General features: G+C 61.9%; 20 protein-coding genes. 9 read left to right on the top strand and 11 right to left on the bottom strand.

What is annotated here, in order from left to right:
* The first annotated feature begins 123 nt into the window (after positions 1–123).
* Together ppa and P3T17_RS20825 are read left to right on the top strand one after the other, a co-directional pair.
* A complete protein-coding gene (gene ppa, locus P3T17_RS20820; protein WP_074266168.1) occupies positions 124–651 on the top strand; it encodes an inorganic diphosphatase in 528 nt (175 codons plus the stop codon).
* Positions 652–792: 141 nt separating this feature from the next.
* The gene (locus P3T17_RS20825) at positions 793–1743 is read left to right on the top strand and encodes a phosphoribosyltransferase family protein (protein ID WP_429408740.1); all 951 of its coding nucleotides are present in this window, start codon (positions 793–795) and stop codon (positions 1741–1743) included.
* A 7-nt stretch (positions 1744–1750) separates the two neighbouring features.
* Here the strand turns inward: P3T17_RS20825 and P3T17_RS20830 are convergent, their stop codons facing one another.
* Complete coding sequence (locus P3T17_RS20830) at positions 1751–2065, bottom strand: GIY-YIG nuclease family protein (RefSeq protein ID WP_429408741.1); 315 nt, start codon at positions 2063–2065, stop codon at positions 1751–1753.
* Between the two features lie 9 nt (positions 2066–2074).
* On the bottom strand, positions 2075–3244 hold the full coding sequence (locus tag P3T17_RS20835; protein ID WP_429286294.1) for a GNAT family N-acetyltransferase: 1170 nt from the start codon (positions 3242–3244) through the stop codon (positions 2075–2077).
* A 153-nt stretch (positions 3245–3397) separates the two neighbouring features.
* On the opposite strand from P3T17_RS20835, the gene P3T17_RS20840 reads away from it, so the two are divergent.
* Together P3T17_RS20840 and glnK are read left to right on the top strand one after the other, a co-directional pair.
* On the top strand, positions 3398–5086 hold the full coding sequence (locus P3T17_RS20840; RefSeq protein WP_429408742.1) for an NAD+ synthase: 1689 nt from the start codon (positions 3398–3400) through the stop codon (positions 5084–5086).
* Positions 5087–5230: 144 nt separating this feature from the next.
* A complete protein-coding gene (gene glnK, locus P3T17_RS20845; protein ID WP_074265470.1) occupies positions 5231–5569 on the top strand; it encodes a P-II family nitrogen regulator in 339 nt (112 codons plus the stop codon).
* A gap of 184 nt (positions 5570–5753) precedes the next feature.
* Here the strand turns inward: glnK and P3T17_RS20850 are convergent, their stop codons facing one another.
* The 4 genes from P3T17_RS20850 to P3T17_RS20865 form a co-directional block, all read right to left on the bottom strand.
* Positions 5754–6917 (bottom strand): porin, encoded by a 1164-nt coding sequence (locus tag P3T17_RS20850; RefSeq protein ID WP_429408743.1) that lies wholly within the window; start codon positions 6915–6917, stop codon positions 5754–5756.
* Positions 6918–7485: 568 nt separating this feature from the next.
* Positions 7486–8265, bottom strand: a complete 780-nt coding sequence (locus P3T17_RS20855) for an ABC transporter ATP-binding protein (protein ID WP_074265468.1) — start codon at positions 8263–8265, stop codon at positions 7486–7488.
* A gap of 16 nt (positions 8266–8281) precedes the next feature.
* On the bottom strand, positions 8282–8995 hold the full coding sequence (locus P3T17_RS20860) for an ABC transporter permease (protein WP_429408744.1): 714 nt from the start codon (positions 8993–8995) through the stop codon (positions 8282–8284).
* Positions 8992–9681 (bottom strand): ABC transporter permease, encoded by a 690-nt coding sequence (locus tag P3T17_RS20865; protein WP_074265466.1) that lies wholly within the window; start codon positions 9679–9681, stop codon positions 8992–8994. The genes P3T17_RS20860 and P3T17_RS20865 overlap by 4 nt, the downstream gene beginning before the upstream one ends.
* Positions 9682–10110: 429 nt before the next feature.
* Between P3T17_RS20865 and P3T17_RS20870 the strand changes: the two genes are divergently transcribed.
* Positions 10111–10821: a pirin family protein gene (locus P3T17_RS20870; protein ID WP_074265465.1), complete on the top strand. Its 711-nt coding sequence runs from the start codon at positions 10111–10113 to the stop codon at positions 10819–10821.
* A gap of 192 nt (positions 10822–11013) precedes the next feature.
* Here the strand turns inward: P3T17_RS20870 and P3T17_RS20875 are convergent, their stop codons facing one another.
* Positions 11014–11568: a periplasmic heavy metal sensor gene (locus P3T17_RS20875; RefSeq protein WP_429408745.1), complete on the bottom strand. Its 555-nt coding sequence runs from the start codon at positions 11566–11568 to the stop codon at positions 11014–11016.
* A gap of 222 nt (positions 11569–11790) precedes the next feature.
* On the opposite strand from P3T17_RS20875, the gene P3T17_RS20880 reads away from it, so the two are divergent.
* The gene (locus tag P3T17_RS20880) at positions 11791–12516 is read left to right on the top strand and encodes a response regulator (RefSeq protein ID WP_074265463.1); all 726 of its coding nucleotides are present in this window, start codon (positions 11791–11793) and stop codon (positions 12514–12516) included.
* The gene (locus P3T17_RS20885; RefSeq protein ID WP_429408746.1) at positions 12500–13816 is read left to right on the top strand and encodes an ATP-binding protein; all 1317 of its coding nucleotides are present in this window, start codon (positions 12500–12502) and stop codon (positions 13814–13816) included. Before P3T17_RS20880 ends, P3T17_RS20885 begins: the two co-directional genes overlap by 17 nt.
* Positions 13817–13914: 98 nt before the next feature.
* Here P3T17_RS20885 and P3T17_RS20890 read toward each other — a convergent pair whose 3' ends face one another.
* Both P3T17_RS20890 and P3T17_RS20895 read right to left on the bottom strand, forming a co-directional pair.
* Positions 13915–14181 carry a hypothetical protein gene (locus P3T17_RS20890; protein WP_074265461.1) on the bottom strand — a complete coding sequence of 89 codons (267 nt, stop codon included), beginning with the start codon at positions 14179–14181 and terminating at the stop codon, positions 13915–13917.
* 102 nt (positions 14182–14283) lie between these two features.
* Positions 14284–15960 carry a sensor domain-containing diguanylate cyclase gene (locus tag P3T17_RS20895; protein WP_074265460.1) on the bottom strand — a complete coding sequence of 559 codons (1677 nt, stop codon included), beginning with the start codon at positions 15958–15960 and terminating at the stop codon, positions 14284–14286.
* Positions 15961–16670: 710 nt separating this feature from the next.
* On the opposite strand from P3T17_RS20895, the gene P3T17_RS20900 reads away from it, so the two are divergent.
* Together P3T17_RS20900 and P3T17_RS20905 are read left to right on the top strand one after the other, a co-directional pair.
* The gene (locus P3T17_RS20900; RefSeq protein ID WP_074265459.1) at positions 16671–18422 is read left to right on the top strand and encodes an ABC transporter permease; all 1752 of its coding nucleotides are present in this window, start codon (positions 16671–16673) and stop codon (positions 18420–18422) included.
* A 23-nt stretch (positions 18423–18445) separates the two neighbouring features.
* A complete protein-coding gene (locus P3T17_RS20905) occupies positions 18446–19792 on the top strand; it encodes an AAA-associated domain-containing protein (protein WP_074265458.1) in 1347 nt (448 codons plus the stop codon).
* A gap of 62 nt (positions 19793–19854) precedes the next feature.
* Here P3T17_RS20905 and P3T17_RS20910 read toward each other — a convergent pair whose 3' ends face one another.
* Positions 19855–20382: a hypothetical protein gene (locus tag P3T17_RS20910; protein ID WP_429408747.1), complete on the bottom strand. Its 528-nt coding sequence runs from the start codon at positions 20380–20382 to the stop codon at positions 19855–19857.
* Positions 20379–20954: a hypothetical protein gene (locus P3T17_RS20915; RefSeq protein WP_074265456.1), complete on the bottom strand. Its 576-nt coding sequence runs from the start codon at positions 20952–20954 to the stop codon at positions 20379–20381. Before P3T17_RS20915 ends, P3T17_RS20910 begins: the two co-directional genes overlap by 4 nt.
* Positions 20955–21097 lie beyond the last annotated feature (143 nt).

Here is a 21097-nt window from a genome sequence, read left to right on the forward strand (position 1 = left end):
GCCATCGGCCGATTGGCTATAATGGTGTATTCCGCACTTCCGGTCCGCTGTGCCGCGCCTGACCTGAGTCAGACGCCGTATCGCGCGCCGTGTTCCGAATTTCATCCTGTTCAGAGAGCGCTCATGAGCTTCAATCACGTACCCGCAGGCAAAGACCTTCCGCAAGATTTCAACGTCATCATCGAAATCCCGGCGCAAAGCGATCCGGTGAAGTACGAGGCAGACAAGGATCTGGGCCTGCTCGTCGTCGACCGTTTCATCAGCACGGGTATGCGCTATCCGGCTAACTACGGCTTCATTCCGCAAACGCTGTCGGGCGACGGCGACCCGGTCGACGTGCTGGTGATCACGCCGTTCCCGCTGCTGGCCGGCTCGGTCGTGCGCGCGCGCGCGCTCGGCATGCTGCAGATGACGGACGAATCGGGCGTCGACGCCAAGCTGATCGCCGTGCCGCACGACAAGGTCTGCCCGATGACGGCAACCCTGAAGTCGATCGACGACGTGCCGTCGTATCTGAAAGACCAGATCAAGCACTTCTTCGAGCAATACAAGGCGCTCGAAAAGGGCAAGTGGGTGAAGGTCGAAGGCTGGGCGGATGTCGAAGCCGCCCACAAGGAAATCACGGAAGGCGTGGCGAACTACAAGAAGTAAGCTGGTTCGAGCATCCCGGTGTTAAAAAACCGCGTTGACCCGAGAGGGCGGCGCGGTTTTTTCATGGGAGTATGTTTTAGCGCAATCATCTGCACACTGATCTGAAGCCGCTGGCGATTTCAGCCAAGATATACTTTACCGATGGCGAAGCGCAGAAAAACCAACTCTCCGAGCGATCAATACCCGATGCACAATCGGGCCTCAATGCTCGGGAAACGAGCGCCAGTTGGACCGCCTCGGCGGACGTTTGGCTTTCCCGCGACGGTGACGCATCCGCTTTTTGTCTGGACTGACGACAAAGTACTGAAGCAGCATCCGTCTTATCAGAGTGCAAAAGCCGGTGATGCGGACGCGGCAATTGCTCTTGTTTCCGATATCGCAGGCCCGCTATTGCGGGATGTCATATCCCTTATGGATGCTGGAACGCTGCCAGTCGACGTGATCTTTGTGGCTCCGCATGCGCGAGAAGCTAGGGGCGACAACGCGATACCACAGGTTCTCGCTACGATGCTAGCCATCGCCGGCGGCGTAGTGGATGAGGACATTGTGCAGACAACGAAGGTCTATCACACCGGGGCGGATCCGATGGAGCGCCTGAACGCACGCGCCTCGTTTCACGGCGTCGTGTTTCGGGGAAGTGACTACGTTCTGGTCGACGACGTCATGACGCTTGGCGGAACGCTTTGCGATCTTGCAGACCATATACGGCGTGGTGGCGGGAACGTCGTCGCGGCGGCCGTCCTGGGCAACGCTAGCCGGTCTGGTAGACTGTATCCAGTCCAAAAGACGGTGCAACGCTTAGAGAAGGAGTTTGGCCATGACATCCGTGAAACCTTTGGGATCGAGCCGGTTGCGCTCACGGCCGACGAAGCACAGTACCTCCTCGGGTTCCGTAGTGCTGAGGAAATCAGAGGTCGCAGTGCTAAAGCGCGGGAAAAAACAGATCTCCGACTCCGCGCAAAAGGCGTTTTCATCCCTCAAGCAGAAGGTGGACGCCGACAGAGGGCGCCGCTAAGGCGGCACAAGGTACCCTTCCCTGGTGCCAGCGCAGTATCAAACATCAGCTCCTGGGTTGGCAAGCGTAAAAGGTAGGGTCCCGTTACGCGTCGCTTCTTGATTTATCGGACTGTTCCTCAGCGATGCTTGCTGGCACCACCGATTCCAGCGTACGAACCCCCGCCGCCAACGCACGTTTCTCCACCGCCGTCAGCCGTTTGACGAAGTACTCCGCGCGCGACGCGCTGGACCGATCCGCCAGTTCAAACGAAGCGAGTACATGCAGCGGCTTGCGCGAGCGCGTATAGCGCGCCCCTGTGCCGCTCACATGTTTGTCGAAGCGCGCCTGCACATCGATGGCGATGCCGGTATAGACGCTACCATCCGCGCATTCGATCAGATAAAGAAACCACGGCATGGTGATACGCTAGCTCTTGAACGGGTTGTGATCACGCAACTCATCGACGTATGCGTGAATGCTGTTCGTCTCGTTGTCGAGAAAGCGCGCCACGGCATCGGAGAAGGCGGGATGGGCGAGCCAGTGCGTCGAGCGGGTGACGGTAGGCAGGAAACCGCGCGCCATCTTGTGCTCCCCTTGCGCGCCACCCTCGAACACCGCGAGTTTCTCTTCGATGCAAAACTCGAGCGGCTGATAGTAAGCGGTCTCGAAGTGCAGGCACGGCACATGTTCGAGCGCGCCCCAATAGCGCCCATACAGCGTTCCACCGGTCTTTTCATCGCGCTGATACACCACGAGAGAACTGGCGATCGGCTTGCCATCGTATTCCGCGATCACCAGCAGCAGGTTCTCGGGCATCGTCGCGCCAATCGTGCGGAAAAACTCAAGATTCAGATACGGACTCGAAAAGTGCTCGCGGTAAGTCTGCCGATAGCACTTGGAGAAAAAGCGCCAGTCGGCATCCGTAGCATCTTCGCCGCGCACCCGACGCATCGTGATGCCCGCCTCACGCACCTTGCGGCGCTCGGCGCGAATGTTCTTGCGCTTCTTCTGCTCGAGCGTCGCGAGGAATTCCTCGAAGTCGCGGTAGCCGTTGTTGAGCCAGTGAAACTGCACACCTTCGCGCTGCATCATGCCGAGGCCGGTCAGCGCTTCGGCTTCGGTTGCGGTAGGAAACAGCACGTGCAGCGACGACACATCCGCCTGTTCGGCAAATGCCATCAGCGTGGCCGCCAGGTGGCGCAACGCGTGCGCATCCACGGACAGCAGCCGGTTGCCCTGCACAGGCGTGAACGGCACAGCGCACAGGAGCTTCGGATAGTACTCGAGACCGTTGCGCTTGTAGGCGTCGGCCCATGCCCAATCGAACACGTACTCGCCGTACGAGTGCCCCTTCAGATACACAGGCGCGGCGGCCGCGAGCTTTCCCGTGCGCGGGTCGGTCAGCGTGACGAACTGCGTACCCCACCCGGTCTCGTCCACGGCAGAGCGGCTCGTATGCAGCGCGCTCAGGAACTCATGCCGCAGAAACGGCGTGGGTTGTGCCTGCTGGGCGAGGAGGGCGTTCCACTCGGCGGGGTCCACCTCGGAGGGCGAGGCCAGAATGCCCGTGCGATAATCAAAACGTTGCTGGTTCAATCTGTTTGACTGTTCCTGATCTGAGCGATCCTCCGCGTCTGGCGGAGCATCGCTCGTTTGTCCGTGTTGGTACGTTTTTGCGACTTTGTCTGTTTCGTCGAGCCACCTGGCCGATGCAACCGGCAAGCTACGCGGCTTGCCCCTGATCCTGCCATGAAGACCCGAATCGCTCTTGCTCAAATCAATGTCACCGTCGGCGACTTCGCCGGCAACGTCGCGAAAGTCGTCGATGCAGCACGCGCTGCGCACAACGATGGTGCGAAGCTGCTCGTCGCTCCCGAACTTGCGCTTTCCGGCTACCCACCCGAAGACCTGCTGCTGCGCCCGGCCTTCTATGCCGCCAGTGCCGCCGCGCTTACCGATCTCGCCGAACAACTGAAGCCGTTCGCCGGCCTGCACGTGGTGGTCGGTCATCCGCACCGCGACGCCGCGCACGGCCATGGTAAAGCAAACGCGCCAATCGAGCGCGGCGTGCCGCCAGTCGATACCTTCAACGCGGCCTCGCTGATCGTCGACGGCAAGGTGGTCGGCACTTATCTGAAGCAGGAACTGCCCAACAGCGAAGTGTTCGACGAGAAGCGTTACTTCGCCGCGGACCCTCGGCCGCTCGTGTTCGAACTCGACGGCGTCAAATACGGCGTGGTGATCTGCGAAGACGTCTGGCATGCGCCGGCGGCCCAGCAGGCCAAAGCGGCTGGCGCCCAGGTGCTGCTGATTCCGAACGGCTCGCCGTATCACCTCAACAAGGAAGCGGTTCGGGTCGACATCCTGCGGGCGCGCATCCGCGAGACCGGTTTGCCGATGGTCTACGTGAACATGGTCGGCGCGCAGGACGAACTGGTGTTCGACGGCGGCTCGTTCGTGCTCGACGGCAACGGCGAGCTGGTCGCGAAGATGGCGCAGTTCGAGGAAGGCAACGCGATCGTCGAATTCGATGGCGCGCGCCCTGTGCCCACTACCGTTGCGCCCGAGCTGTCGCTGGAAGCACAGGTGTATGCGGCGCTCGTGATGGGTGTGCGCGACTACATCAACAAGAACGGCTTTCCAGGGGCGCTCATCGGTCTGTCGGGCGGCGTGGATTCGGCGCTGGTGCTGGCCGTCGCCTGCGATGCGCTCGGCGCCGAGCGGGTGCGCGCCGTGATGATGCCGTCGCGCTACACGGCAGATATCTCCACGACGGATGCCGCCGAGATGGCGCGCCGGGTCGGGGTACGCTACGACGAGATCGCGATTGCGCCGATGTTCGATGCGTTCCGCACATCGCTCGCGGACGAGTTCGCCGGCCGCGCGGAAGACGCCACCGAGGAGAACATCCAGGCACGGATTCGCGGCACGCTGCTGATGGCGCTGTCGAACAAGTTCGGCTCGATCGTGCTGACCACCGGCAACAAGAGCGAGATGGCGGTGGGCTATTGCACGTTGTACGGCGACATGGCCGGCGGCTTCGCGGTGATCAAGGACATTGCCAAGACGCTGGTCTACCGTCTGTGCCATTACCGCAACGCTGCTACCACGTTCCCCAGGCAGGACGTCATCCCGGAGCGGATCCTGACGCGCGCACCCTCCGCTGAACTGCGCGAGAACCAGACCGATCAGGACAGCCTGCCGCCATATGAAGTGCTCGACGCCATCATGCGCATGTATATGGAGGAGGATCACTCGCTGGCCGAGATCATCGCGGCCGGCTATGCGGTGGATGACGTGAAGCGGGTCACGCGCCTCATCAAGATCAACGAATACAAGCGCCGCCAGGCGCCGATCGGCATTCGCGTGACGCATCGCGCGTTCGGCCGCGACTGGCGCTATCCGATCACGTCGCGCTATACCGAACCGGTGGAATAAACGAAGCCCGGCGCCGCGGCCTGAATCGCGGCGCGGACGCGGCACGCGTTGGAATGGCCGCAAGCCATCCGGCGCGGCGTAGAATCGGAGCTATCGATTTCCTTTCACCCTAACGAACTATTCGCTCAAGAGACGAGGTACACCATGAAGCGCATCACTGCAGTCATCAAACCGTTCAAGCTCGACGAAGTCCGCGAAGCACTTGCCGAAGTCGGCCTCACTGGCCTGACGGTGACCGAAGTCAAAGGCTTCGGGCGCCAGAAGGGTCACACGGAACTGTATCGCGGCGCGGAATACGTGGTCGACTTCCTGCCCAAAGTGAAGATCGAAGTGGTGGTGGCCAACGACCAGTGCGATCAGGTGATCGACGCGATCATCGGTGCGGCGCGCACCGGCAAGATCGGCGACGGCAAGATCTTCGTGGCCGAGGTGGAGCGGGTCATCCGCATTCGCACCGGTGAGGAAAACGAAGCAGCGGTCTGAGGGATTTGAGGTCTTCTAACGATCTCAGGCAAGAACAAGGCAATGCAAACACGTGCGGCGGTCGCAGAACCGCTCGCACCAATAAAAAACGGTGCGATACCCTTTCGGACATCGCACCGATACGCGCCTCTCGCAGCAGCGTGAAAAAGTTTCTAAATCTAGATCTCGGAGCTACACCGTTCGATTAGAACGAGTGTTGAATACCTGCATACACGCCGGTCTGGCTGTGGCCTTTGAGCGGGTTTTCGTCGTAGCTGCCACCTGCGCTGGGGTTAGAGTTGCCGGTACCGCCATCGCCTGCGGCATTAGCATCGAGGCCGAAGTTAGCCGTCTTGCTGTTACGCACGGTAGCGATCTGGATGTCGAGCAACGTACGCTTGGACAGGTTGTACGAACCACCAATCGTGTAGATGTTTGCGTTGCCTCCACCGTTGTTCGCATTGACGTGATACACGGCTGCGATCAGCGCTGCGGCCGGCGTCGCTTGCCACGTCACGCCACCCCATTCCTGATCGGTCGTCGTCGGCGTGCCGATAGGTACACCCGTTTCACCCGACGTACGCGAGCCCTGGTACACAGCCTGAATCTTGAACTGACCGAGGAACACGTTCACACCAGCGAAGTACTCGCGGCCGTAGTTGAATGGACCGTTCGGGGAAGCTGCGAGCGGATCGCCGAGGCTACCGTTGATGTTGTTACGGATTTCGTCGTACAGGCCGCGAACCTGGAACAGCGAGTTCGTGTAGGTCAACTGCAAGCCGTCTTCACGACCTGCTGCCGGTGCCGTAGGGTTGCCGCCACCGCCGTTGAAGGACGTTGAATTCGAGAACGCGTACTGGCCGTACACGTCAAAGCCGTAGAGCTTCGGCGACTGATACGAAATGTTGTTACTCGACTGCGGCCAGTTGCGGCCGCGGACCAGCGACGCCGACGACCAGTTCGATTGACCGAACGGGTCGAAGTCCCACACGCCATTGGAGATGAACAGTTCACGACCGAGGAGGAACGTACCGAACTGGTCGTTCGCCACACCGACTGTCGCCCAGCGATTCCAGATCGAGCCAGAGGAGCCGAGTGCGCCGGTCGCCGTGCTGAACGAGCCTTCCAACTGGAAGAGAACCTTATTGCCGCCACCGATGTCTTCGACGCCCTTCATACCCCACAGGCTCGTGCCCCAGTCGCCGCTCTCAAGACGGACGCGCGAGGTGGAACCGGTGTAGCTGTTGTTGGGAAGGCCGCTGATGTATTCGACACCCGCGTCCAGACGACCGTACAGCGTGACGCTGCTTTGTGCGTGAGCAACTACACCGGCCGACATCAACGCCGCGGCGAGTAATGCTTTCTTCATCTTCTCCTCCATACCCTGTCAAAAGAAAAACCCAGTACTGCGAATGGTGTCCGGACGCCATAGGCGCCGAACAGAAATCCGTACCAGGGAGACGGTTCGGGTCGAGCGGGTGAACTGTGATGACGATGTAGCCTGAGGCTTTCTTTGCGTCATACCGATCCCTCGTCGACCGGATCTCCTCTGCGTTTTGAAGTGAAACTACTTTTAATCAACTTTGTTTTGGTACTTTGGTTACTAATTTATCAAAAATACCCCTCGATGGGAGAAGAAATTGGTCCCAGGGCGCTTTGGTGTCTCCAAATTGCAATAGTGGTGTGATCGGGCACTCGCCAAGGCGTCCCAAAAACAGCAGCAAACCCTTGTCTGACAAGGGAATCACGGTTCGTCTGAGGCAACGTTAAGGATTGCCACTATTGACGCTGTAAAACAGTGGGAGTAGGGCAAAAAACGGGATGTTGGTACGATATTTGGGACGTTTGACGTCGCAAAAGGGGATGTGGAGATGAAAAAAGGCGCCCTTCGTAGGCGCCTTGTAATACTACACAAACTACAAAAGTTGTCTTAAGCGTTATTTGAGGCTGCCGGAGAGGAATTGCTTGAGCCGTTCGCTCTTCGTGTTCCTGAATACTTCGTCCGGATGGCCTTCTTCCTCGACGCGGCCTTGATGCAAGAACATCACATGGTTCGACACGTTGCGGGCGAACGCCATCTCATGGGTGACGACGATCATCGTGCGGCCTTCTTCAGCGAGCGTCTGCATGACCTTCAGCACTTCGCCGACCAGTTCCGGATCGAGTGCGGAGGTCGGTTCGTCGAACAGCATCACGTCGGGATGCATGGCCAGCGCTCGCGCGATCGCAACACGCTGCTGCTGGCCGCCGGAGAGATGCGACGGATACTGCTTTTCCAGCCGCGGCGCCAGACCTACCTTTTCCAGATATTGGCGGGCGCGGTCCTCGGCCTCGCGGCGCGGCAGCCCTAGCACGCGGATGGGCGCCTCGACGATGTTCTCCAGCACGCTCATGTGCGCCCACAGGTTGAAGTGCTGGAACACCATGGAGAGCCGCGTGCGCACGCGCTGCAACTGCTTGGGATCCGAGACTTTCAGCGCGCCGTGCTTGTCCTTCTGGGTGCGGACCTCTTCGCCGTCGACGAAGATGCGCCCGGCATTGGGCTGTTCGAGAAAATTAATGCAGCGCAGCATCGTGCTCTTGCCCGAACCGGACGAGCCGATCACGCTGATCACGTCGCCGGCATTGGCGCGCAGCGTAACGCCTTTGAGAACTTCGTTGTCGCCGTACTGTTTGTGCAGTTCGTCGACGAAGAGCTTTTGCTTCTTTGTATTCATCGGGATCCTTGACGGCTTACTTGCCTTGGGGCCGCAAATAAGCGAGCCAGCGGCGCTCGGCGCGGCGGAACAGCCACACGAGCGTGAAAGAGATAGCCAGATAGAGCAGGGCGGCGAGGCCGAACGCGTTGAACGACTGATAGGTCGCCGAGTTCACGTCGCGCGCGATCTTGAGGATGTCCGGCACGGTGGCGGTGAAGGCGACCGTGGTGGCGTGCAGCATCAGGATCACTTCGTTGCTGTAGTACGGCAGCGCGCGGCGCAGCGCCGACGGCAGGATCACGCGCCGGTACAGCGTGAACGGCGACATGCCGTAGGCGCGCGCGGCTTCGATCTCGCCGTACGGAGTGGCCTTGATGGCGCCGGCGAAGATTTCGGTGGTGTACGCGCAGGTGTTGAGCGTGAAGGCGAGCAGCGTGCAATGCATGCCGTCGCGGAAGAACGCGTTGGTCAGCTCGTGGTTGCGGACTACTTCAAGGCTATAGAGGCCGGTGTAGCAGAGCAGCAGCTGCACGTAGAGCGGCGTGCCGCGAAAGATATACGTATACAGCCACACCAGACTGGCAAGCCATTTCTTCTTCGACACCCGCGCGACCGCCAGCGGAATTGACAGGCAGAAGCCGAGGCCGATCGACACCACCAGCAGCCACAGGGTAATGACGAGCCCGGTGAAGCGGTAGCCGTCGCTGTAAAGGTAGTTGCGCCAGTATTCCTGAATGATCTCGATCATAGGTCCGCCTTCCGTACGCCGGTCGAGTAGCGTTTTTCGAGGTACATCAGCACGAAGTTGGAGACCGTGGTGATAACGAGATAGATAGCCCCGGCAAGCAGGGTAAAGAAGAAGAACCGCAACGTGCCTTTGCCCGCATCCTGCGAAGCCTTCACGACGTCGGCGAGTCCGATGATCGAAACCAGCGCGGTGGCTTTCACCATCACCTGCCAGTTGTTGCCGATGCCAGGCAGCGCAAAGCGCATCATCTGCGGGAACATGATGCGGGAAAACACTTGCCAGCCGCTCATGCCGTAGGCGACACCCGCTTCGAGCTGGCCGCGAGGCACGGCGAGAAAGGCGCCGCGGAAGGTTTCGGTGAAGTACGCGCCGTAGATGAAGCCGAGCACGGCGACGCCGGCCACGAAGGGGTCGATGTCGATCTGGTCCCAGCCGAGCACGTCGGTCAGGTCGTTCAGCCAGATCTGCAGGCTATAGAACAGCAGCAGCATCAGCACGAGGTCGGGCACGCCGCGCACGAGGGTGGTGTAAAGCGTGCCCACACTATATGAGACACGGTTTTTCGACAGTTTGGCCGCCGCGCCGAGCAGGCCCAGCACGAAGGCGAATGCCAGCGACAGCACCGCCAGCTTGACAGTCTGCCAGGTGCCGTTGAGAAGCAACGGGCCATAGCCTTGAAGGGACATATAAGGTCCTTGACGATGCGTATGAGGCACACCGCGAAAGACGCGGTTTGTCTGCGCCGCGTGAGGTCTGGGTTTCGACTGTAGTACGAAGTGTGAGGCGTTCCCGTCGGATGGTGCTCCATTGAGCGGTATTCCCGTCCGGGGGCGCGCCCGTCGCGCGGCAAGCCCATGCGGGTACTGGCCGTCGCTATTCTAGGCGGTCAAAATTCTCGTGCCGGATCCGTTTTGGCGGCCCGCACGGCGATGTCCGCCCGAAAAGCGCGGTATTTTACCCGAACGGATGCGTCGCGCGAGTTCGACACCCTCATGCCTCACGGCGCGCGCAGATTGTCTGTATTTATGAAACGATCCGGTGCACGCTTGCGGGTTGTGCCGGATGCCGTGCGCCCATACATTCTGTGCATCGCAACGCATTGACCAGGGAAACCCATGATCACGATTCGCCGCTCCGAAGCACGAGGCCACGCCAACCACGGTTGGCTCGACTCTTACCATAGCTTCTCGTTTGCCGACTACTACGATCCGGATCACATGCACTTCGGACCGCTACGCGTGATCAACGAAGACCGTATTGCGGGCGGCCAGGGTTTTGGCACCCATGGACATCGCGACATGGAGATCGTCACCTATGTGCTCGAGGGCGCGCTGGCCCATCGCGACAGCATGGGCAACGGCTCGACGATCCGTCACGGCGACGTGCAGCGCATGAGCGCCGGCACAGGCGTGAAGCATAGCGAGTTCAACGCGTCGCAGGACGAAGAGGCGCATCTGCTGCAGATCTGGATCTTGCCGCAACGCGCCGGGGATCAACCGGGCTACGAAGAAAAGCGCTTCGACGACGCCGACAAGCGTGGCCGTCTGCGGATCGTCGCCTCGCCGGATGGACGCGACGGCTCGGTGACGATTCACTCGGATGCGTCGATCTACGCGGCGCTGATCGATGGGGCGGAGCAGGCTACCTTCCCGCTGCCGGCTGGGCGGCGTGCCTATGTGCATGTGGCGCGCGGCGCGCTGACCGTGAATGGCGAAGCGCTCGCTGCGGGCGATGCCGCCATGATCGTCGACGTTGAGACGATCACGCTCGAACAGGGCCGGGACGCGGAGGTACTGCTGTTCGATCTCGGCTCGTTGAACGCTTAAGTGAGGGGGTGTGCTCAGGCGGCTAAAGACGTTTGACGATGCCAACGCGAGCTGGGGGTAAGCCCAGGAGTCCCTCAGTTCTCCTGAACCCGGCGCAGAAAAACAGAAACGCCACGGAACGAACTTCCGTGGCGTTTCTGTTTGCAAAGACGCAGGGACAGCGCCGCCATCTCTGCCAGCAGTTACGTCTTGTTAGTTAGCAGCCGGTGCCGATGCTGCACCCTTGTCATGGTGCCAATGCTGGTGCATCTTGTCATGACGGGCTTCCATCTTGGCCCAGTGCGCCTTGATGTCCGTGCTGACGATGGTCTTCTGCTTGTCGTTCAGGCCGTTGTAGAAGGTCAGCCAGGCTGCCGAGGTCTGCTCGTGTGCCTGGTGGCGCTGCTCTTCGGCCTTTTCGCGCAGGTCATGCAGGGCGTTCAGATCGAGAATGGGCTGCGACTTCAACGCTTCCATCTGATCGTGCATCTGCTTGTGGGCGGTACGCCCTGCTTCGCGGTTCTGCTTCATCGTGTCGAGAGCGGCCTGCCATTGCTTTTCCTGATCCGGGTTCAGGTTAAGCTGGCCGTGCAGCTTGTTCAGTTCCTGCATGAACTGGCCATGGTGATGGTGCCAGCCTCCCGGACCGCCGGGTGCGCCCTGACCATCAGTTTGAGCGGCGTAGACTGAACCGAGACCGACTGAGCCAAGACCGATAGCAAGCGATGCTGCGGCGACGGCGACGAAGCGTGACATTTTTGTGGACATGAGTGGCTCCTTGTAATGGAATAGCCGACGATGCAAACACGGCAACACAGGACGGGATGCATTCGGTAAGACACAGCGTAGAGATCCGCAGAGTTCGCTGTGTTACCTGAGCGCGTGTCGCTATTACGCGACATTACGTGCGCCTTTCGTCGTAACACCCGGTAACCCTTTGGGGGACCTCCGGCCCGGTAACCCCAACTGCTGCGCGTTAAACTTCATCCCATGGCTACTCAAATACTTGTTGTTGACGACGACCTCGAACTCCGCGATCTGCTGCGCGACTATCTGGCTCGTCAGGGCATCGAAGTTTCGGTGCTCCACGATGCCGGCTCGCTCGAGCGGCGGCTCGAACGCGAGCGTCCGGATCTGATCGTGCTCGACCTGATGATGCCGGGTGTGGACGGCCTGACGGCGCTGCGCAAACTGCGCGCTGCTGGTGACGACATCCCGGTGATCATGCTGACTGCGCGCGCTGACGACGTAGACCGGATCGTCGGTCTCGAACTGGGCGCGGACGACTACCTCGGCAAACCGTTCAATCCGCGCGAGCTGCTGGCGCGCGTGCAGGCTGTGCTGCGGCGCCGCCGCACGTTGCCTTCGGCGGCCGCACCTGAGCAGCGCGAGCCTTTCACCTTTGGCCGCTTCACGCTGGATTTCCAGTCGCGCACGCTGAATCTGGAAGACAAACCGCTCACGTTGTCGGGCAGCGAGTTCGCCCTCCTAAAGATTTTTGTTAATCATCCTATGCGTACGCTCACCCGCGAACGCCTGCTCGAGTTGCTCCATGGTCCCGAATACGACGGCACCGACCGCGGCATCGACGTCCAGGTCTGGCGTCTGCGACGCATCCTTGAAACCGATCCGTCCACGCCGCGCTTCATTCAGACCGTTCGCGGCCGCGGTTACGTGTTCGTGCCTGATGGCGAACAACATGCGCCGGCCCATTGATTCACTGTTTGGACGGCTGGCGTTGCTGGTCGTCGTGGTACTGCTGCTATCGCATTTCGCGGGCTATGCGCTGTTTCGCCTCGAGCGCAGCCAGTTTCAGAATCGCTACGCTGTAGAAGAGGCGACCTTCCTCGTCGACGCTGTGCGTCAGCACGTCGCCCATACGCCGGATCAGCCGCTGCCTTCGCGCGTGCGCCTCGTCGACCCGGCCTCCAGCGCCGTGCCGGCGGTGCAGCAGGACGACGGCTCGCCGCTTAACCACTTCCTCGACGACGTGCGTGACCGCATGCCGCCGGGCACCCAGGTACGCCTCGGCGAGCCGGGCAAGCCGCCCACGCTGTGGGTGCGCCAGGCGAGTGACCGTGACTGGATCGTCGTCCCGGTGCAGCCGTTGCGGCCGCCGCGTTCGGTCGACCGGATGGTGTTGTGGCTCACCATCATCTTCACGTTTGCGGTAATGGCGGCGCTCTTCGCCGCGTGGCAGTTGCAGCAGCCGTTGCGCTCTCTCGCCAGTGCAGTGGCACGTTTTGGCCGCGGCCAGCCGGTGCCGCCGGTGCCCGAGCGCGGGCCGCGCGAGTTGCGCCAGTTGACCCATGGCTTTAACCAGATGGTCCAGGAAGTAGCGCGCACGGAGAACGATCGGGCGGTGATGCTTGCCGGTGTCGCACACGATCTGAAGACGCCGCTAGCGCGGCTGCGCCTGCGAGCCGAAATGATGGACGAGGCGAAGGTGCGCGACGGCGTGGTGCGCGACGTCGATTCGATGACGCACATCGTCGAGCAATTTCTGGTGTTCGCACACGACGGCGCGGATCGCAGCGAGGCGGTCGAAGTGGACGCGCAATGCGAACGCGTGGTGCGCAGCTATCGGGCGGTTGCCAACAGCGCGGCCTCGGTGCTGACCGACCTGAAGGCGGGTCCGGGCTTCCTGCTGCCAGCCGCTACGCTCGACCGCATTCTGTCGAACCTGCTCGACAACGCACATGCGTACGGCCAGCCACCGGTTATCGTGTCTACCGCGCGAACGTCGTCGGGTTACACGCTGGCTGTGCAGGACAACGGCCAAGGCATCGCCGCGCAGGATCTGATGAACGCGAGCCGTCCGTTCGTGCGGCTCGACCCGGCGCGTGGCGGCAACGGCCATAGCGGGCTAGGGCTTGCGATCGTCGAACGGTTGGTCCGTCGCGCGGGCGGAGAATGGGAAATCGGCAACCATGGCGGGCGCGGCCTGCGGGTCCTGATGACGTTCCCGTTCGAGGCCGTGCCGCGCATGGCTACTGCCTCGGAGAGCGCCTGGTAGGGCCGGCCTGGCAGCGTTGGCCTAGTCGCTGCTGCTTCCAGGCCTGCGGGCCTTCTGTCTTTCAGTCCGGTCCTGACGCCTTCTCTTCCTCCGAAGTCTTACTCCGAAAACAGCGTATTCAGCGCAGCGGCCGCGTCGCTGTCCACCGTATTCCACGTAACGGTTTCTGCTTCGAAGATGTAGTGAGTCGTGTACTTGCCGAGGCGCGTGAGAATTTCTTCCTGGATCAGCTCCGGGGCGACATCGAGCTTCAGATACCACGCCGTTGACGATAGGCGCGTCTGAAAGGCGCCGTACTCGGACAACAGATGATCGAACGCGTCAGCATCGTGATCGCGGCAAACGATGACCAGATTTCCCTTCATGCATCTCTCCTGGTAGAGCGGTGACGACAAGCTTCGTATGAAGGTCGATCATACCTGCTTACCTGCGGAGTGTCGGCACTCGCAACGTTGCGCCGTATCGATTCACCAGGCTGTCGCTGCGGTGCGCGCCGGCGGCGCGGTGTCGTCTGGCGGCAGCGCTTCAGTGCGGTCGCGGCCGCCGGTTTTGGCGGCGTAAAGGGCGAGGTCGGCCCGGCTCATGATCCGCTCGGGCAGATCTTCGCGCGACAACTCGGTGATGCCGATGCTGACGCTCAGACCGGCTGAGGAGGGCAGCTTGGTCGACGGCACGGCCTTGAGCCGGGTGCGCAGCCGCTCGACGACCTCGCGGCCGCCCTCGAGGGCGGTGGCCGGCAACAGGATGCCGAATTCCTCGCCGCCTAGCCGGCCGATCGCGTCGTTGGCACGCAGTTCGGCGCGACAAGTATCGACGAAGTGTTCGAGCGCGCGGTCGCCGGCAGCGTGGCCGAAGCGGTCGTTGATCTGCTTGAAGTGGTCGAGGTCGGCGATCGCCATGCACAGCGCGTCGCCGCTCGCCTGCGCGCGTTCGATTTCACGGCGCAACAGGTCGAGGAAATAGCGGCGCGACAAGGCGCCCGTGAGCGCATCGTGACGCGCCTCGGCAGACAGCAGCGTATTGGCCGATTGCAACTGTTCGGCGAGGTCGCGCGTCGCCCGGTGGTGGCGGCGCTCGCGCACGTAGGACACGGTAATCACCCACGCCAGCGCCGCGGTGCCCGCGAGCGTGAGGAAGACCAGCAGCCGGTCGCGCTTATGGTTGCGCAGCAGTTCGGGCCAGGCCGTGAGCGGATCGACCAGATGCGCGGAGAGTCCCGAATTGAGGCCGCTGCGCGATTCGTACAGCGCCGGCATAGGCCGGTCGGTGATGGCGAACAGTTGTGTGGCGATCGCGGAGGGCACCCACGGCGCCTCCTCGCGTACCTGCCGCATGTCCGCCTCGATCTGGACGTTCGGGAATTCGACGCGGCGATAAACGTTTTCGCGATCGGCGACGCTCATCTGCTTGACGCGTCCATCCGGCAGCACATGGCCTTCCAGCGCGCTGTTGTGGGCCATGATGATCACGCCGTTTTCGTCGGCCACGAACGTGCCCGCGTGGGCGACCCAGTGACGCAAGCGCCCGATCCCGACCTTGGCGATTACCGCACCTACCAGCACGCCATCGTCGTAGGCGGGTGCCGCGATGAAGATGCCCGGCTCGCCGCTCGACCGGCCGACGCCATAGGCTTCGCCGAAGGCGCCGAGTAGCGCGTTGGACAGATAGTTGCGGGTGCGCATGTCGATGCCGACAAAGCCGCGCGACTGCTCATTGCTCGACGCAACGCACACACCGTTGGCGTTGACGAGCCAGATCGAGTCGAGTCCCGAGAAACCTTGAGCGTCGTGCAGGAAGCTGCTGACCGTCGTCAATTCCGGCACTTTGAGCAAGGCATTGCGCAGGGCGGATTCCGGCGCGGTGCTCGTCACCGAATAAGCTTGCGAGTGGGCGAGCGCCTGCTGGACCACATTCAGTTCCGCCATCGTGGCTGGAATGGCGCGAGCCATGGAGAGGTCGCTGGCGATGACCTCCGCCATGTTGTCGACGACCGACGAGGACATTTGCCGTTGCGCGCGCAGGGCGGCGTCGAGTTCCTGCTGAACCATGCGGTCCGCGATCACACCCGACACGAGCCAGCACACCAGCACGACCAGCGCGAAGCTGACCGGCCCGACTGCATGGCGCAAGGATTTCCTGTTCATCGACTCTCGGATCCGTCTGACTTTTATATGCAACAAGGTCAATCGTTGCAGCGCGCCGGCGCTGAGTCGTTGCTGGGGCGGCGGTATGTCCGCCGCGGCGATCTGGGACAGTTCGGTTGAAGCCCTCGGTATCCGACCGTCACAGTCGCTTTGTCTCGATTTTAACCGCCAGACGGCGCAGCGCCATCCGATATTGCGATTCGGCGTGTGTCATCAGGTAGTTAACGGCTGTAAGGGGGGCTTTCTGAACAGGGCCGCGGGTTTTCCAGATGTGCCCGGAGCATGTCCGAGGGTGTCCGGTCACCGGTTTTGCCGGTCGGGCAGGGCCGCCAGAGGCCCTGCGCGCAACTGATTTGCCCCGAAAGGTTGTGCCTGAAACACAGGTTGTAGTAGTGTCGTGCCGTCCAAAACAAGGAAAGCTCGCCAGCCCCAAGGCGGCGCCTGTCGTGACAGGCAGCCGGAGCGGCCCTCCAGGGTGGTTTGACGGGGGGAAGATGCCCCCGGCCGCCGCCGGTCATTCTCTCTCCGACGCTAACGATTACCTCGCATATGCTTGTTGTCATGCCTGATTTCTGCTTTCCGGACCGACCTTCCGGCCTTCGCGCCGGGTTTGCCGCGCGAGCGGCAAACCTCGCCTGTTCCGTCGTCCCGGCGCCGCTCGATGCGGTCTGTCTCCACGTAGCGTATGTAAACAGGAAGGGTGCTGCCTGATGGACTTCAGTTTCGATCTGAAACGCACCGCCAATGCTTCCGCCTGGCGCTTGCTGCCCAACGGCTGGGACTTCGTCGCCTTTCCGCTGATCATCTGTGTGATTGCCTCCGTGGCAATCGGCTTTCACCAGACGCTCGCGCCCATGTCGACGCTCAAGACCCAGGTGATCTCTCTGGCTCCGTCGAGCTTGCCCGAATACGCGCTGCGCACCACGCTGCGCATGCTGGCGGCGATGGTGGCCTCGCTCGCCTTCACGCTGATCTATGGCACGCTCGCCGCCAAGAGCCGCCGTGCCGGTCTCGTGCTGGTGCCGATTCTCGACATCCTGCAGTCGGTGCCGGTGCTGGGCTACATTTCGTTTACGGTTACCTTCTTTCTTGCGCTATTCCCGGGCCGGGTGCTGGGCGCGGAGCTCGCCGCGATCTTCGCAATCTTCACGAGCCAGGCCTGGAACATGACCTTCAGCTTCTACCAGTCGCTGCGCACCGTGCCGCGCGATCTGGACGAGGTCTCGCGCGGTTTTCACCTGACCGGTTGGCAGCGTTTCTGGAAGCTCGAAGTGCCGTTCTCGATGCCGGGCCTCATCTGGAACATGATGATGTCGATGTCGGGCGGCTGGTTCTTCGTGGTGGCCTCCGAAGCGATCACGGTGGGCAACAACACGATCACGCTGCCGGGGATCGGCGCCTACCTGGCGCAGGCGATCTCCGACAAGAACATGCACGCGATCGGCTGGGTCATCCTGACGATGACGATCGTGATTCTCGCCTACGACCAGTTTCTGTTCCGCCCGCTCGTCGCGTGGGCCGACAAGTTCCGCATGGAGAACACCAGCTCCGGTAACGCGCCGGAATCCTGGCTGCTCGACCTCGTGCGGCGCACTCGTCTGATTCACCGCCTGCTGGTGCCAATGGGCTGGATCTTCGCCAATGCGGCGCGCGTACCGATGCGTCTGCCGTCGTTCGCCGGCGTCAGTTTCCCGGTACCGCAGCGTCAGAAGTCGTCGCGCGTGGGCGACATCATCTGGGGCGTCCTCGTGATTCTCCTGACGGTGTACGTCGTCTTTCGCGTCGTGACCTATGTACGCACCGGCGTCACGCTCGATGAGGTGGGCCACGTACTCGTGCTCGGGTTGATCACCCTGTTGCGGGTGGTGTTGCTGATCGCCATTTCTTCCGTGATCTGGGTACCGATCGGCGTGCTGATCGGGCTGCGTCCGGCGCTGGCCGAGAAGATCCAGCCGCTCGCGCAGTTCCTAGCTGCGTTCCCGGCCAACCTGCTGTTCCCGGTGTTCGTGATCGTCATCGTGCGCTTTCATCTGAACCCGGATATCTGGCTGTCGCCGCTGATCGTGCTCGGCACGCAGTGGTATATCCTGTTCAACGTGATCGCAGGCGCCAGTTCGTATCCGAACGACTATAAGGAGGCGGCCGCCAACTTCGGTATCCGCGGCTGGCAGTGGTGGCGCAAGGCGATGCTGCCGGGCATTTTCCCGTACTACATCACAGGCGCGATTACGGCCTCGGGCGGCGCGTGGAATGCGAGCATCGTGGCCGAGTACGTGCAGTGGGGCGACACCAAGGTGGTGGCCCACGGGTTGGGTTCCTATATCGCGCAGACCACGGCGGCGGGCGACTTCCCGAAAATCATTCTCGGCATTGCCGTGATGTCCCTGTTTGTGACTTTGTTTAACCGCCTGCTGTGGCGTCCGATGTACGCCTACGCCGAATCCAAGCTTCGGCTCGATTGACAGGAAATTAAAGGCAAACCGCGATGCAAAATCCTAAAGCTGCCGTTACCGCTGCGCCGGTCCAGACGCCACCCTCGCCGCCGCGTCTGGGTGCGGAGATTCTGGCCGTCAAGGACGTGTCCAGAGGCTTCAACAAGAATCAAGGCGAGCTGCTGGTGCTCGACGACGTGAACCTGTCGCTGCGTGAAGGCGAGATCGTCGGCATGCTGGGCCGCTCGGGCTCGGGCAAGTCGACGCTGCTGCGTATCATCGCCGGCCTGATCGAGCCGACCGGCGGCAAGGTCGACTACCTGGGCAAGCCGCTCGACGGTCCCGCCAAGGGCGTGGCGATGGTGTTCCAGACCTTCGCGCTGTTCCCCTGGCTGACGGTTCTGCAGAACGTGGAAGCGGGTCTCGAAGCGCAGGGCGTCGGTGCTCGCGAACGCCGCGAACGTGCGCTGGCGGCGATCGACCTGATCGGTCTGGACGGCTTCGAAAACGCTTATCCGCGCGAGCTGTCAGGCGGTATGCGTCAACGTGTGGGCTTCGCCCGCGCGCTGGTGGTCGATCCGACGTTGCTGCTGATGGACGAGCCCTTCTCGGCGCTCGACGTGCTGACCGCCGAAACGCTGCGTACCGACCTGCTGGATCTGTGGACGCAGGGCCGTATGCCGATCAAGTCGGTGCTGATCGTCACGCACAACATCGAAGAAGCGGTGTTCATGTGCGACCGGATTCTGGTGCTCTCGTCGAACCCAGGCCGCGTGATCGCCGAGATCAAGGTGCCGTTCAATCACCCGCGTAACCGTCTCGACCCGGCGTTCCGCAAGCTGGTGGACGAGATCTACGCGAAGATGACGGCGCGTCAGACCGACGAGTCGACGAAGAAGGGCCTGGAACTCGGAAGCTGGCTGCCGCATGTGTCGACCAACCTGATGGCCGGTCTGATCGAAATGCTGGCTGCGGCACCGTACCATGGCCGCGCCGACATGCCGGAAATTGCCCGTTCGTTGCATCTCGAGGTCGACGATCTGTTCCCGGTCGCCGAAGTGCTGCAGCACCTGGGCTTCGCCGATGTGCGCGAAGGGGACATTTTCCTGACGCCGCCGGCACGCGTGTTTTCCGAGTTCGGTACGCAGGAGCGGAAGATGATGTTCGCCGAGCATCTGCTGCGCCACGTCCCGCTCGCCGCACGAATCAAGAAGGTACTCAACGAACGCCCGGGGCATCGTGCGCCGCGTGTGCGCTTCGAGCAGGAACTGGAAGATTTTCTGTCGGACAGCGCGGCCGAAGAGACGCTCGACGCGGTCATCAACTGGGGCCGTTATGGCGAGATCTTTTCGTACAACGACCAGACGGAAATTTTCAGTCTCGAGGACGTGGAGTCCTGATACGTCGGGTTCGAAGTGAATAGCAAAGGGGCGGCAAGGTTAGACCTGCCGCCCCTTTTGCATTATTGGAGATTGCCCCAGCGGTCCACGGCCGGTTCGGCCGAAGCCCACTTCCAGCCCTGGTCCTGCAAACAGGCGCTGGCGGTGTACCAGCTTTCGTGCGCGTTGGGCTTGTTGCTATCCGCGACCGAGAAGACAAAGTCCTTGCAGATGGCGAGTGCCGACGTGAACGCACGCGTCACGCGTACCTCGCCGTGCCCGTTCTCGATCGGCATCTTGTGCTTGACGCTCCACGGTTTGGTCTCGCCCACCGCCATGCCGCCCGCGAGCTGAGCCATCTCGTTCTGCTGGTCGCTGTGCATGTTGCGCATGTAGCGGGCCACGGCTTCGTCCGTGGCCGCTTGCACCGCAATGCCAACGCCAATGCCGACAGCGGGATTGGCAGTCACGAGACCCGACGCGACCCCGGCGGCCGCACCGCTTGCCGCACCCACCGACGAGCAGCCGCTCGTCAGCACGCTCGCGCCGACGCACAGCGCAGCGGCCAGCACGACCCGCACGCGCATGGGCATTGTCAGACGCGATTTCATTGCAGCGCGCCCCAGCGTTCGGTGGCGGGTTCTGCGGAAGCCCACTTCCACGCCGTGCCGTCGCGGCAGATCGAGGCGACGTAGAACGCGCTGCTGGCGGGCTTATCCTTGGTCGCGTCCACATCGACCGAGAAGACGATTTCCTTGCAGTCGAGCGCGCCTGCGCTGATGGTGCGGCTCACGGTGACGCGGCCATGCGTGTCGTCTTCGATCGGCACGCTATGCGTGACGCTCCACGGTGCGACGGCACCGACATCGAGCGGTCCGGCGACCTTGGCGATACCGTCTTGCGTATTGCGGTGGACGACACGTTCCGTGTATTGCACGCCGGCCTGCGCAGCGGCGACGGCACCGAGGCCGATACCGGTAGCAACAGCAGCGTTATGGGTGACCTGGCCGGCGATTGCGGCACCGCCGATACCGGCGCCGGCGGTGGCCGTCTCCGAGTAGAGCGAACTGCAGCCGCTCAGATTGGCTGAGATGAGCACCGCGACGGCCAATGCCGTGAGCGATGCGAGACTCGCGCGCGAAGTCCGGTGAGTCCTGCGCGCACTACTGTTTGATGTTTGCATTTCCCTGCCTGTGCTCCTGCCTCTGCCATGCGCGCCGCCTTGTAACGACGCGTCGAGCTGACCTGGCGCCGCGTGCGACGCTGCAGCATTTTGCAGGATGCCATTTGCAAATGGGATAGGAAAAATGCAAGCAATTGCAAAAG

The organism is Paraburkholderia sp. GAS82, assembly GCF_050436285.1.
Classification (GTDB): domain Bacteria; phylum Pseudomonadota; class Gammaproteobacteria; order Burkholderiales; family Burkholderiaceae; genus Paraburkholderia; species Paraburkholderia phenazinium_B.

What these genes read in the sequence shown, in the direction of transcription:
- ppa (WP_074266168.1), top strand. Translation starts at nt 124, where the DNA reads ATGAGCTTCAATCACGTACCCGCAGGCAAAGACCTTCCGCAAGATTTC.
- P3T17_RS20825 (WP_429408740.1), top strand. Translation starts at nt 793, where the DNA reads ATGGCGAAGCGCAGAAAAACCAACTCTCCGAGCGATCAATACCCGATG.
- P3T17_RS20830 (WP_429408741.1), bottom strand. Translation starts at nt 2,065, where the DNA reads ATGCCGTGGTTTCTTTATCTGATCGAATGCGCGGATGGTAGCGTCTAT.
- P3T17_RS20840 (WP_429408742.1), top strand. Translation starts at nt 3,398, where the DNA reads ATGAAGACCCGAATCGCTCTTGCTCAAATCAATGTCACCGTCGGCGAC.
- glnK (WP_074265470.1), top strand. Translation starts at nt 5,231, where the DNA reads ATGAAGCGCATCACTGCAGTCATCAAACCGTTCAAGCTCGACGAAGTC.
- P3T17_RS20850 (WP_429408743.1), bottom strand. Translation starts at nt 6,917, where the DNA reads ATGAAGAAAGCATTACTCGCCGCGGCGTTGATGTCGGCCGGTGTAGTT.
- P3T17_RS20855 (WP_074265468.1), bottom strand. Translation starts at nt 8,265, where the DNA reads ATGAATACAAAGAAGCAAAAGCTCTTCGTCGACGAACTGCACAAACAG.
- P3T17_RS20860 (WP_429408744.1), bottom strand. Translation starts at nt 8,995, where the DNA reads ATGATCGAGATCATTCAGGAATACTGGCGCAACTACCTTTACAGCGAC.
- P3T17_RS20865 (WP_074265466.1), bottom strand. Translation starts at nt 9,681, where the DNA reads ATGTCCCTTCAAGGCTATGGCCCGTTGCTTCTCAACGGCACCTGGCAG.
- P3T17_RS20870 (WP_074265465.1), top strand. Translation starts at nt 10,111, where the DNA reads ATGATCACGATTCGCCGCTCCGAAGCACGAGGCCACGCCAACCACGGT.
- P3T17_RS20875 (WP_429408745.1), bottom strand. Translation starts at nt 11,568, where the DNA reads ATGTCCACAAAAATGTCACGCTTCGTCGCCGTCGCCGCAGCATCGCTT.
- P3T17_RS20880 (WP_074265463.1), top strand. Translation starts at nt 11,791, where the DNA reads ATGGCTACTCAAATACTTGTTGTTGACGACGACCTCGAACTCCGCGAT.
- P3T17_RS20885 (WP_429408746.1), top strand. Translation starts at nt 12,500, where the DNA reads ATGCGCCGGCCCATTGATTCACTGTTTGGACGGCTGGCGTTGCTGGTC.
- P3T17_RS20890 (WP_074265461.1), bottom strand. Translation starts at nt 14,181, where the DNA reads ATGAAGGGAAATCTGGTCATCGTTTGCCGCGATCACGATGCTGACGCG.
- P3T17_RS20895 (WP_074265460.1), bottom strand. Translation starts at nt 15,960, where the DNA reads ATGAACAGGAAATCCTTGCGCCATGCAGTCGGGCCGGTCAGCTTCGCG.
- P3T17_RS20900 (WP_074265459.1), top strand. Translation starts at nt 16,671, where the DNA reads ATGGACTTCAGTTTCGATCTGAAACGCACCGCCAATGCTTCCGCCTGG.
- P3T17_RS20905 (WP_074265458.1), top strand. Translation starts at nt 18,446, where the DNA reads ATGCAAAATCCTAAAGCTGCCGTTACCGCTGCGCCGGTCCAGACGCCA.
- P3T17_RS20910 (WP_429408747.1), bottom strand. Translation starts at nt 20,382, where the DNA reads ATGAAATCGCGTCTGACAATGCCCATGCGCGTGCGGGTCGTGCTGGCC.
- P3T17_RS20915 (WP_074265456.1), bottom strand. Translation starts at nt 20,954, where the DNA reads ATGCAAACATCAAACAGTAGTGCGCGCAGGACTCACCGGACTTCGCGC.